Source organism: Sphingopyxis sp. BSN-002, assembly GCF_022024275.1.
In the GTDB taxonomy this organism is placed as follows: Bacteria; Pseudomonadota; Alphaproteobacteria; order Sphingomonadales; family Sphingomonadaceae; genus Sphingopyxis.
The window spans coordinates 3,130,462-3,142,156 of record NZ_CP091804.1; the positions used below are offsets into that span (position 1 = coordinate 3,130,462).

Here is an 11,695-nt window from a genome sequence, read left to right on the forward strand (position 1 = left end):
CGCATATTTTCGGGTTCCTGAGGGGTGACTGTCATGTCCAAGCCGATCCGGCTCGCCAGCCTGTTGTTGATTTCCACGGCGCTCGTCGCGCCCGCCACGGCGATGGCGCAAACGGATCCGGCACCCGAGGCACCTGCCGCCGATCCGGCAGCCGAAGCGCCCGCGGACGCTGCCGCCGAAGCGCCGGCAGATGACGAACTGGACGTGTCGATCCCCGGTGGCGGCGAGATCGTCGTGACCGGCCGTCGCAACGCCAACGTCGAGCGCACGGCCCCCCAGGTCGTCTCGGTTCTCGGTGCCGCCGACATCGCGCGCACCGGTGAAGGCAATATCGCGGGCGCGCTGGGCCGTGTCACTGGCCTCAGCGTCGTCGGCAACGGCTTCGTCTATGTCCGTGGTCTCGGCGACCGCTATTCGCTCGCACTGCTCAACGGCTCGCCGCTTCCCAGCCCCGAACCGCTGAAGCGCGTCGTCCCGCTCGACATTTTCCCCAGCGGCATCATCGCCTCGTCGCTCGTCCAGAAAAGCTACTCGGCCAACTTCCCGGGCGAATTCGGCGGCGGCGTGATCAACCTCACGACCAAGGCGGTGCCGCGCGACCCCTTCCTGACGATCGGCGCCAGCATCGGCGGCAACTCGGAAACGACGGGCCAGCTCGGCTATACCTATTACGGAACCGGCAGCGACTGGACCGGCTTCGGCGACGGCGGCCGCAATCTGCCGTCCGCATACAAGGCGTGGCGCGCCTCGGGCCTGCGCATCAACGATCCCAGCGTCAATCAGCAAGCAATCGCCGGCCAGTTCGTGACGGCGAGCAACGCGATCGTCCAGCGCAACGACAATATGCCGGTCAACTGGGGCGCCAACATCACCGGCGGCAAATCCTGGACGCTCGGCGGCACCGAGATCGGTCTGATCGCGACGGCGGGCTATACGAGCAAATGGCGTACGCGCGACGTGACGCAGCAGACAGCGAATGCGCTCGACCTGTCCTCGCTCAACACCGATATCAACCGCGTGATCACCGATAACCGCGTCGTCGTGAACGGCCTCATCGGTCTCAGCGCCGAATTCGGCGAGAACAAGGTTCGCTGGACCAACCTGTACATCCGCGACACCATCAAGCAGGCGCGCCTCGGCGCCGAAGATCGCCCGCTGAGTTCGGATGCGAACCCCGGCGTCAGCTTCATGTACCAGGACACCGCCTGGTATGCGCGCCAGCTGTTCAACACGCAGTTCGTCGGCGAATTCCAGCCTTTCGACGACCTGCATGTCGACATCCGCGCGGGCTACGCCAATTCGCAGCGCGAGGCGCCGTTCGAGCTGAGCTTCGTCTACAGCCGCTCCAACAGCCCGACCGATCCCTATGGGCAGTTCTACACGAACACCCTGAATACGGGGCAGCGTCCGGGCAGCGCGACGATCGCCTTTTCGGACCTGAACGAGGATCTGTACTCGGCCGGCATCGACTTCACCTATGAAATCACGCCGACGGTGAAAGCGGTCTATGGCTATGCCTATAGCGATACCGACCGCGTTACCGAACGCCGCGACTTCCTGTTCCAGGGGAACAACAATATTCCGCTCGGCGTCTCGCTGCTGCGGCCCGACCTGCTGCTCTCGCAGACGGTGATCTGTTTCCCGCCGCTCAATCCGCCGACCAACCCCAATTGTCCGGCCAACCCCAGCCCGACGGGTATCAGCCTGGTCGACAGCACGGGCTCTAACCCGACGTTCGAGGCGACCCTGCGCAATCATGCGGGCTATTTCCAGCTGCAGGCCGACCTGATCGACGGGCTCAACCTCAACATCGGCGCACGCTATGAAACCGCGGTCCAGCGCGTCAGCGCGGTGCAGGTCTATACCGTCAATCCGACCTTGCCGCCCGATACCAATCTCAGCCGCAACTATCTGCTTCCCGCTGCGACGCTGACATACGAGATCCAGCCGCAGATGCAGGTGCGCCTCAGCGCCTCGAAGACGATCGCACGCCCCCAGTTCCGCGAACTGGTGTTCCAGACCTATTATGATCCCGACACCAACCGGAACTTCCAGGGCAATCCGCAGCTTGTCGACAGCCAGTTGTACAACGCCGAAGGCCGCTTCGAATGGTATTTCGCGCCCGAACAGCGCCTGTCGATCGGCGGCTTCTACAAGCGGATCAAGAATCCGATCGAAACCTATGCCAGCTTCGACGGCAACAGCGTGACGACGCGCTTCGCCAACGCCCCCGAGGCGACGCTGTACGGCGCCGAGTTCGAGGTACAGAAGCATTTCGATCTCAGCGGCTGGGGTGACGGCTTCTTCGCCACGCGCCGCGCGGTGGTCATCGGCAACTACACTTATTCGAAGTCCGAACTGAAGGTTGGCCCTGACGATCCGGTCAAGGCCTTCCCCTTCACCGGCGCGACGCTGGCCAGCCAGTTCTTCCGCGACGGCGCGCCGCTGACCGGCCAGTCGGACCATCTCGTCAACCTCGAGTTCGGTCTCGAGGATACCGAGAAGCTGTCGCAGCAGACGATCCTGATTTCCTATGCGTCGGATCGCATCACGCGGCGCGGGCCTTCGGGCCAGCCGGACATTTTCGAAAAGCCGGGCGTCCAGATCGACTTCGTTGCGCGTCAGGGCATTCCGCTGTTCGGCAAGGAGCTCGAGCTGAAGTTCGAGGCGCGGAATATCCTCGGCACGAAGTTCAAGGAAATGCAGCAGAGCGGCGACAACACCGTCTACTACAACCTGTATAAAACCGGCACGACCTTCTCGCTCGGCGGATCGCTGAAATTCTAGAGGTCCCTTGCACGTCACCCCGGCCGAGTGCCGGGGTGGCGACTGCTACCAGCCGTGCAGGGCGGACTCGCCCCTCTGTCAAAAAACTGTAATCTTCCCGTCAGCTGATTGTCACCGATCGCCCCTAGGCGATTCGCGAGACCGCTTTTTCAGTTGGGGGACAGGGACGAATTCATGGCGACGCTGATGTCCGGATCGGCCGTACGGCTGCCGCGCGCGCTGCCTTCGTGGCTGCGCGGGAAGCGGTCGGCGCGCGACGTCGGTCCGGCGATTCTCGTCGGGCTTCTGGTCGCGGCGTTGATCTGGCAGGCGGTCAGCCTGCTGTGGGCGCTTGTCGTGCCATTGTCCCCGCTCGGCGCGTGGCAGCCGCAAACGGCGGTCATCGCATCGCCCGCCGAGCGCCGCGCGCTGTTCACCAGCATCGACCCCTTCTTTCGCGGTGCGGGGCAGGGGCCGGCGACGGCCACGGTAACCTCTGCCGGACTCACGCTGTTCGGGATCAATATCAACGAAGCCACCGGCGGCGGTTCGGCGATCATCGCCGGCGAGGACGGCGTCCAGAACAGCTATGCCGTGGGTGACGAGATCGCGCCGGGATTGAAGCTGGTCGGCGTGGCATTCGACCATGTCCTGCTCGATCGCGGCGGTGCGCGCGAGACGCTGTTCCTCGACCAGAGCGGCGGCGCGTCCGCCGCCCCGGCTCCTGCGCTTCCCGCGCCGACGCCGGAGGCCGGCGCCGCTCCCGCCGGCGGGACGTCGCCGGGTGGCGAAATGTCGCCCGACGCCCTGAAGGCCGGCGTCGGTTTCGCGCCGCGCGCCGAGAATGGCCGGATCACCGGCCTTGTCGTCCAGTCGCAGGGTGACGGCGCGGTGTTTCGTTCGGCAGGCCTGAAACCCGGCGACGTCATCCGCTCGGTCAATGGCCGCCCGATCAGTTCGGCAGGCGATGCTGCGTCGCTTGCCAGCCAGTTTGCGCCCGGCGCGCGCCTCTCGCTCGAAGTCGAGCGCGGGGCCGGTGTCGTCCCGGTCGCCATCATCCTCTCGAAGCAATAGGTCCCATGCGTCTCAAACTGTCCCTGATGCTCGCTGCAGCTCTCGTCTCCGCCACGCCGGGACCGGCGTTCGCGCAATATACGCTGAATGTCCGCGATGCCGATATCCGCGCCTTCATCCAGGATGCGGCGCGGATTACCGGGCGCACCTTCGTCATCGACGGACGGGTGAACGGCAAGGTCTCGGTCGTCACCGACCGCCCGCTGTCGCGCAGCGAATATTTCGAAATCTTCCTCTCAACCCTCCGCTCGAACGGGCTCGTCGCGGTGCCGGGGCCGAACGGCGCCTATCGCATCCAGCCGATCGACGGCGCCGCCGCGCAACCGGGCCGGATCGGCAGCGATCGCGCGGCGCAGAACCAGTTCGTCACCGAGATCATTCGCCTGAAGCACATCGACGCCGTCGCTGCCGTCGAAACGCTGCGCCCCTTGGTCAGTGCGCAGGGATCGCTCACCGCGAACCGCAACGCGAACAGCCTTGTGGTTGCCGATTTCGCCGACAATATCCGCCGTATCCGAGCGCTTGCGGCCAGCATCGACCGCGATACCTCGACCAGCCAGATCGTCACGCTGAAGAATGCCGGCGCGCGCGAAATCGCCGCGGCGCTGACCGCGCTCGTTCCGGCTGCAGGCGAGGGGGCAAAAGCCCCGATCGCGATCGTGCCGGTCGACAGCAGCAACGCGATCGCGCTCCGCGGTGATCAGGCGCTCGTCGCGCGTTTCGTCTCGATGGCGAACGACCTCGATGCGAAAGCAGCCGGCGGCACCGAGCTGCGCGTCTACTGGCTCGAACATGCCAATGCCGAAACGCTGCTGCCGACCTTGCAGCAGCTCGTCGGCGGCGGCAGCGATCCGGCGCAAAAGGCGGGTCTGCCGCCCGCGTCGTCCTCGTCCTCGACAACGGGCGGCAGCACATCTGCGCCGACCGCCGCGCCGGCGACCACCACGCCAACTTCGGTCAGCGGTTCGGGCGGCAGCATCGCGACGCGCGGCCCCGCGATCGTCACGCGCTACGAAGGTGCCAATGCGATCATCGTCGCGGCGAACAGCGAAGTGCAGCGGATGCTCGGCGAGCTGATCCGCCAGCTCGACAGCCGCCGCGAACAGGTGCTGGTCGAGGCGATCGTGGTGGAGATCGGCGACGATGCCGCGAAGCGCCTCGGCGTCCAGTTCCTGCTCGGCGGCAAGAATATCCCGTTCGTCGCGACCAACTACAGCAATGCCCAGCCGAATATCTTCACGCTCGGCGGCGCCTATGCGGCGAACCGGCTGTCGCAGGAAACGACCACGGTCAACGGCAACACGACGGTGACCCAGACCAACAGCGCGCTCGGCAGCAGCCTGCAGGAAGCGGCCGCCGCATCGCTGCTCACCGCGACCGGCGGCTTCGCGGGCTTCGCGGGCGACATCGGCAAGAACACCATCTTCGGTGCGATCATCAATGCGGTGAAGTCCGACACGACGTCGAACCTGCTCGCGACCCCGCATATCGTCACGCTCGACAATCAGGCCGCGAAATTCCTCGTCGGACAGGAAGTGCCGATCACGACGGGCGAGGCGCTTTCGGACAATTTCGACAACGCCTTCCGCACCGTCCAGCGCGAAGAGGTCGGCATCAAGCTGGAGGTGACGCCGCAGGTCAATGGCGCGGGCGAGGTGAAGCTGTTCCTGCGTCAGGAAGTGTCGAGCGTCGCGGGACCGGTATCGTCGCGCAACAGCGACCTGATCCTCAACAAGCGCTCGTTCGAGACGGTGCTCACGGTCGACGACGGCGAGATCCTCGCAATCGGCGGCCTGCTCAACGACGACGAGCGCAAGACGATCGAGCGCATCCCGCTGCTCAGCGACATTCCGCTGGTCGGCGAATTGTTCAAGTCGCGCAGCCGCTCGCGTTCCAAGACGAACCTGATGGTCTTCATCCGCCCGACGATCCTGCGCAATCGCGAGGACAATGCAGCGCTCACCGCGCGCCGTTACGGCTATATCCGCGATTTCCAGCTCCAGCGGAATCCGGGCGAGGAGCCCGCGATCGACACGCTGGTGCGCGACTATATGGGCACTGTCCCACCGGTCGCGACCGCTCCGACGCCCGCCGACGTGACCGTCGGACCCGTCAATCTGCCCGAACTGCGCGGACCCGATGGCAAGGTGATCAGCACCGACGTGCCGCCTTCGGTGTCGCAGGCACCCGCACCCCCGCCCGGAGACTATCCGTGACCGACATCGAACCGGCGGCGCCTCCCCCGGCGCCGGTTGATATTCCCTATGGCTTCGCGCGAAGCCACGGTGTCGTCATCGCACAGGATGGCGAGGGGCGCTGGCTTGCCACCCTGCGCGAGGGCAGCGATCCCGCGGTGCTGATCGAGGTGAAACGCTATCTGGCGCAGCCGATCCGCGTTGCGACCGCAAGCGCGGGCGATTTCGACCGGCTGCTTTCGGACCATTATGCGGTAGACGCCTCTGCCGCGGCGATGGCGGGGACGCTCGACGGCAGCGACCTCGAACTCGGCATTCCCAGCGCCGAGGATCTGCTAGACAGCGCCGACGATGCGCCCGCGATCCGGCTGATCAACGCGATCATCGCCGAGGCGGTGCGGCAGGGCGTCAGCGACATCCACATCGAACCCTATGAAAGCGGGCTCGTCGTGCGCATGCGCACCGACGGCGTGCTGCGCGAGCATCTGCGCATGCCGCCGCACGTCGCGCCGGTTGTCGTCAGCCGCATCAAGGTGATGGCGCGCCTCGACATCGCCGAACGCCGCGTGCCGCAGGACGGGCGCATCGCGCTGACGCTGGCGGGCAAGGCCGTCGACGTCCGCGTCTCGACCTTGCCGAGCCGCGCGGGCGAGCGCGTCGTGATGCGTATCCTCGACAAGGATACCGCGGGGATCGATTTCGACGTCCTCGGCCTGTCGGGCGAGGCCGACCGCATCCTGCGCGAGGCGCTGGCCGAGCCGAACGGCATCATCCTCGTCACCGGCCCGACCGGATCGGGCAAGACGACGACGCTCTATGCGGCGCTGAAACAGCTCAACGACGGCCAGCGCAATATCCTGACGGTCGAGGATCCGGTCGAATATGCCGTCGACGGAATCGGCCAGACGCAGGTGAACGCCAAGGTCGGGCTCGATTTCGCCGCGGGCCTCCGCGCGATCTTGCGTCAGGACCCCGACGTCGTGATGGTCGGCGAAATCCGCGACCGCGAGACCGCCGACATTGCGGTTCAGGCGTCGCTCACGGGCCACCTTGTCCTTTCGACCGTCCACACCAACGACGCCGTCGGCGCGATCACGCGCCTGAAGGATCTGAAGGTCGAGCCCTTCCTGCTCGCCTCGACGCTCCGCGCCGTGCTGGCACAGCGCCTCGTCCGCAAGCTCTGCGAGAATTGCCGCGAGCCGGTGCAGGCCGACAACAGCGTCGCCGCGGTCCTCGGCCTCGACATCGGTACCGTTGTCTGGCGGCCGAAGGGCTGCGACCAGTGCGGACATACAGGCTATAAGGGCCGCATCGGCGTGTTCGAGGCGATCAAGGTCGACGAGACCGTGCGCCGCTATATCTATGCCGGCGGCGATGAATCGATGATCGCAAAGCACGCCTTTCTGAAGGCGCCGACGCTCGCATCGGCGGCGCGATCGATGGTCGCCAAGGGGTTGACGACGCCCGAGGAAGCGATCCGCATCGCGCGGCGCGAGGATGTCGATGCCTGATTATCGCTATGTGGCGATCGATCCGCAGGGCCGCGAGCGCAAGGGGCGGCTGACCGCCGCGAACGACGATGCCGCACGCGCCGATCTGGTCCGCCGCAAATTCCACATCGTCGCGGTCGAGGAGGCGGGGGCGAAGCCTGCCACCGGTCGTTCGCTGCTTGCCTTCCGCCGGAACAAGCTCGCGTCGAAGGAGCTGGCGCTCTTTACGCGCCAGCTCGCGACGCTTGTCGAAGTCGCGCCGCTCGAAGAGGCGCTGCGCACGCTGACGCGCCAGAGCGAGGCCGAAAGCGCGCGTGCGGTGATCGCCGATGTCCATGCCGGGCTGCTCGAAGGCCGCCGCCTTGCCGATGCGATGGCGCGCCAGCCGGGCAGCTTTCCGCCGCTCTATCGCGCGATGGTCGCGGCGGGCGAGACGACGGGCAGTCTGACGACGATCCTCGCGCGCCTTGCCGACCTGCTCGAACGGCAGGCCGAGGTGCGCGGCAAGCTGATCGCGGCGCTCGCCTATCCGGTCGTGCTGGCGGTCGTCGCGATCGGGGTCGTCGCCGCACTGATGATCTTCGTCGTCCCGCGTGTGGTCGAGCAGTTCACCGACGTCGGCCAGCAACTGCCGTTCCTGACCCGCGCGGTGATCGCGATCTCCGGTTTTGCTGCCAACTGGTGGTGGCTGATCGCGCTGCTGATCGCGGCCCTGACCTTCGGCTGGGTGACCGCGATGCGCCGCCCGGCGTTCAAGGCCGCGGTCGACGGCCGCCTGCTGCGCCTGCCGCTTTTCGGCCGGCTGCTCCGCGATCTTTACGCGGCGCGTTTCGCGCGCACGCTGTCGACGATGGTGTCGAGCCGGCTGCCGCTCGTCGAGGGGCTGCGGCTGACCGTACCGACGATCCGCAACAGCGCGCTCGCGATCGCAACCGCGGGCATCGTCGATCAGGTCCGCGCCGGTGGCAGCCTGTCGGCCGCGCTCCGCGATGCCGGGGTCTTCCCACCGCTGCTCGTCTATATGACCGCGAGCGGCGAAAGCGCGGGGCGGCTCGAGCAGATGCTCGAACGCGCCGCCGATTATCTCGAACGCGAGTTCGACCGTTTTACCGCCGCGTCGATGGCCCTTCTCGAACCTGTCATAATTGTCGTTATGGGGTCGTGCGTCGCACTCATCATCCTCGCCATCCTGCTGCCGATCCTCCAGTTGCAGAACCTCGCAGGGCTATAATAATATGTCGCTCATGAAGCTTTTTTTCCGCCTGATGCTCGATCCGTCCTTCACAAATCAGGCGCGCCCGACGCGGCGCACGAAGGACGAGCGCGGCTTCACCCTGACCGAGCTGATGGTCGTGATCTTCATCATCGGCCTGCTCGCCACGGTGGTGATGTACAACGTGCTAGGCGCCCAAGACCGGGCCGTTGTCACTAAGGCAAAGACCGATATCTCGCAGCTTGAAGGCGCACTGGAACAATATCGGCTTGATAATCTGAGCTATCCGGCGACGACCGACGGGCTGAACTCGCTCGTCACGGCGCCGCCATCGCTCGCACAGCCCGAACGCTATCGCCGCGGCGGCTACATCAAGAAGCTGCCGAGCGATCCGTGGGGGCGCCCCTATAATTATCAGGCGCCTGGTCAGAACGGAAAGGCGTTCGATGTATGGTCGCTGGGCGCCGACGGAACGCCGGGCGGGACCGACGACAATGCCGACATTCACGGAGAAGGTTGAGCGTCCCTCCGGCGAACGCGGCTTCACGCTCGTCGAACTGATGGTCGTGATCGCCATCATGGCGCTCGCGGCGACCGCCGTCGTGCTGACCATTCCCGGCGAAGAACGCACGGTGCGAAGCGAGGCCGACCGGCTCGCGGCGCGGCTCGCGGCCGCGCGCGACGTCGCGGTGATCGAGGGGCGCAGCGTCTCGGTCAATTTCGCGCCCTCGGGCTATGGCTTCGAACGCCGCGTCGAGGGCGCCTGGCAACCGCTGCCCGGACGCGCCTTCGAACAACGCAACTGGCCGTCCAACGTCCGCTTCGTCGCGGACGACGGACAGGGTGCCGCGCGCATCCTCTTCGACCGCATCGGCACCAGCCCGACGCCGCAAGCCTTGGTGCTGGCGGGCGGCGACGCGCGCGAGGTCGTGCGCATCTCGGCGACCGGGGAGGTCAGCCGTGGCGAATGACGCCTTTCGTCGTCCGCCGTCCGACGAGCGCGGCTTCACGCTGCTGGAGATGCTCGTCGCGCTCAGCATCATCAGCATCGCGGCGCTGACGCTCGTCCGCCTCGACGCCTATGCGGTGCGCACCGCGGGCGATCTCGATGAAAGCACGATGGCGGGGATCGTCGCGCAGAACCGCGCGGTCGAGCTGTGGACCGACCCGTCGCCGCCAACGATCGGCAACAGCGCGAGCAGCGTCGCCAACGCCGGGCGCAACTGGCGCATCGAACAGCGCGTCGCGAAAACCGCCGACGACAGCCTGCTGCGCATCGACCTGATCGTCCGGCCCGAAAGCGGCAATGGGCAGGCGGCGCTCACGATCATCAGGCCGTCGCGATGAGGGATGACCGCGGCTTCACCCTCGTCGAAATGCTCGTCGCATTGTCGATCTTCGCGGTGATCGCGGCGATGGGGGTCAGCCTGCTGCGCAGCAGCGTCGATACGCAGGATGCGGTACAGGCGCGGCTCAAGGGGATGAGCGGGATGAATCGCCTTCGCGCGGTGATGGCCAACGACCTCGCGCAGGCGGTGCAGCGCTCGACGCGCGGGCAAGCGGGCGAGCCGGTGCCGGCTTTCGTCGGCTCGGCGAACGGTTTCGCCTTCGTCCATGCTGGTGCCGCCTCGCTCGACGGCAGCCCGCGGCCGAATGTCGAGCGTGTCGGTTATGCGCTGACCGGCGGCGAGTGGCGCCGCGCGACGCAGCCGATGCTCGACGGCAGCGCCTTGTCCGACGGCGACCGGCTGATCGGCGACGTCACCGCCATCGCGGTGCGCTACCGCGACGCGCAGGGAAACTGGACGCAGAGCTGGAACAGTGATCCGGTCGACCGGTTGCCGCGCGCGGTCGAGGTGCGACTTACCCGCGCGGGACGCGCTCCTCTGACGATGCTGTTCCTGACCGGGCCGACGTTGCCGCCCCCCGTGACGGGAGCACCGCCGACATGACACGCGACCCCAAAGACGAACGCGGCGCGGCGCTGCTGACGGTGCTGCTGCTCGTCGCGGTGATGGCGGTGATCGCAGCGACCGCGCTCGACCGGCTGACGCTCGCGACGCGGATCGCGGGCAGTGCAGCGACCGTCGATCAGGGCCGCGCCTATACCTTTGCCGCCGAACAGATCGCGCTCCGCCGCGTCAACAATCTGATGTCGCGCGATGCGACGCGGCTCACCAACGACAGCGGCTGGCTCGGCCGCGACTTCACCCTGCCGCTGCCGGGCGGGCAGGGGCGGGCGAAGCTCACCGACGCGAACAATTGCTTCAACCTCAACAGCCTCGTCGCCGAGGTGACGCCGGGCAAATACAGTCAGCGATCGGGCGCGATGGGGCAATTCACCGAGCTGATGAAGCTCGTCGGCGTGGGCGACAATCAGGCGCTGCAGATCGCCGGCGCGGCCGCCGACTGGATCGACAGCGACAGCAACGACGGCCCGCTCGGCGCCGAGGACAATGTCTATCGCGGCATGCAGACAAGCTATCTCGCCGCGAACCGCAAGATGGCCGATGTCAGCGAGCTGCGCGCGGTGCGCGGCGTGACGCCGAAAATCTATGCGCAGCTGAAACCCTGGGTCTGCGTGCTGCCGGTCACCGATCCGGTGAAGCTTAACGTCAACACGCTGATCCCCGAACAGGCGCCGCTGATCGCGATGCTGGTTCCGGGCAAGATCACGATCGCGAACGCGCGGGCGGCGCTAGCCGCACGGCCTGCGGGCGGCTATGGCAGCAGCGTGCGATTCTGGGAGGGCCGGGCCTTCGAGGGCATCGAGCCGCCGCAGGATATTGCCGAGCAGGCGGGAGTGACGAGCCGCTGGCTGGCGCTGACGACGAATGTGACGATGGGGGACGGGGTTTTGACGGCAAGATCGCTCATCGACGCGAACGGCGGTGCGGCCAGCGCGGGGCAGGCCGCACCTGTCATCGTCCGCCGCGACTGGGGCGACGGCGACTGAT

The 11,695-nt window shown here is 66.7% G+C and carries 10 protein-coding genes; all 10 read left to right on the forward strand.

Annotated features, from left to right (window positions below; genetic code table 11):
- Positions 1-33: 33 nt before the first annotated feature.
- Positions 34-2,787: a TonB-dependent receptor gene (locus L7H23_RS15520; protein WP_237836770.1), complete on the forward strand. Its 2,754-nt coding sequence runs from the start codon at positions 34-36 to the stop codon at positions 2,785-2,787.
- A 174-nt stretch (positions 2,788-2,961) separates the two neighbouring features.
- The gene (locus L7H23_RS15525; protein ID WP_237836771.1) at positions 2,962-3,840 is read left to right on the forward strand and encodes a type II secretion system protein N; all 879 of its coding nucleotides are present in this window, start codon (positions 2,962-2,964) and stop codon (positions 3,838-3,840) included.
- Between the two features lie 5 nt (positions 3,841-3,845).
- On the forward strand, positions 3,846-6,056 hold the full coding sequence (gspD, locus tag L7H23_RS15530) for a type II secretion system secretin GspD (protein WP_237836772.1): 2,211 nt from the start codon (positions 3,846-3,848) through the stop codon (positions 6,054-6,056).
- Positions 6,053-7,546, forward strand: coding sequence for a type II secretion system ATPase GspE (gene gspE, locus L7H23_RS15535; protein WP_237836773.1), 1,494 nt, complete (start codon positions 6,053-6,055; stop codon positions 7,544-7,546). The genes gspD and gspE overlap by 4 nt, the downstream gene beginning before the upstream one ends.
- On the forward strand, positions 7,539-8,756 hold the full coding sequence (gene gspF / locus L7H23_RS15540) for a type II secretion system inner membrane protein GspF (protein WP_237836774.1): 1,218 nt from the start codon (positions 7,539-7,541) through the stop codon (positions 8,754-8,756). The genes gspE and gspF overlap by 8 nt, the downstream gene beginning before the upstream one ends.
- Before the next feature lie 4 nt (positions 8,757-8,760).
- On the forward strand, positions 8,761-9,258 hold the full coding sequence (gspG, locus tag L7H23_RS15545; RefSeq protein WP_275671207.1) for a type II secretion system major pseudopilin GspG: 498 nt from the start codon (positions 8,761-8,763) through the stop codon (positions 9,256-9,258).
- Positions 9,233-9,709 carry a type II secretion system minor pseudopilin GspH gene (gene gspH, locus L7H23_RS15550; protein WP_237836775.1) on the forward strand — a complete coding sequence of 159 codons (477 nt, stop codon included), beginning with the start codon at positions 9,233-9,235 and terminating at the stop codon, positions 9,707-9,709. Before gspG ends, gspH begins: the two co-directional genes overlap by 26 nt.
- Positions 9,699-10,085 carry a type II secretion system minor pseudopilin GspI gene (gspI, locus tag L7H23_RS15555; protein WP_275671208.1) on the forward strand — a complete coding sequence of 129 codons (387 nt, stop codon included), beginning with the start codon at positions 9,699-9,701 and terminating at the stop codon, positions 10,083-10,085. The genes gspH and gspI overlap by 11 nt, the downstream gene beginning before the upstream one ends.
- Positions 10,082-10,690: a type II secretion system minor pseudopilin GspJ gene (gene gspJ / locus L7H23_RS15560; RefSeq protein ID WP_237836776.1), complete on the forward strand. Its 609-nt coding sequence runs from the start codon at positions 10,082-10,084 to the stop codon at positions 10,688-10,690. The genes gspI and gspJ overlap by 4 nt, the downstream gene beginning before the upstream one ends.
- The gene (gene gspK / locus L7H23_RS15565) at positions 10,687-11,694 is read left to right on the forward strand and encodes a type II secretion system minor pseudopilin GspK (RefSeq protein ID WP_237836777.1); all 1,008 of its coding nucleotides are present in this window, start codon (positions 10,687-10,689) and stop codon (positions 11,692-11,694) included. Before gspJ ends, gspK begins: the two co-directional genes overlap by 4 nt.
- Position 11,695 lies beyond the last annotated feature (1 nt).

What these genes read in the sequence shown, in the direction of transcription:
- gspD (WP_237836772.1), top strand. Translation starts at nt 3,846, where the DNA reads ATGCGTCTCAAACTGTCCCTGATGCTCGCTGCAGCTCTCGTCTCCGCC.
- gspH (WP_237836775.1), top strand. Translation starts at nt 9,233, where the DNA reads ATGCCGACATTCACGGAGAAGGTTGAGCGTCCCTCCGGCGAACGCGGC.
- gspK (WP_237836777.1), top strand. Translation starts at nt 10,687, where the DNA reads ATGACACGCGACCCCAAAGACGAACGCGGCGCGGCGCTGCTGACGGTG.
- gspJ (WP_237836776.1), top strand. Translation starts at nt 10,082, where the DNA reads ATGAGGGATGACCGCGGCTTCACCCTCGTCGAAATGCTCGTCGCATTG.
- L7H23_RS15520 (WP_237836770.1), top strand. Translation starts at nt 34, where the DNA reads ATGTCCAAGCCGATCCGGCTCGCCAGCCTGTTGTTGATTTCCACGGCG.
- L7H23_RS15525 (WP_237836771.1), top strand. Translation starts at nt 2,962, where the DNA reads ATGGCGACGCTGATGTCCGGATCGGCCGTACGGCTGCCGCGCGCGCTG.
- gspG (WP_275671207.1), top strand. Translation starts at nt 8,761, where the DNA reads ATGTCGCTCATGAAGCTTTTTTTCCGCCTGATGCTCGATCCGTCCTTC.
- gspF (WP_237836774.1), top strand. Translation starts at nt 7,539, where the DNA reads ATGCCTGATTATCGCTATGTGGCGATCGATCCGCAGGGCCGCGAGCGC.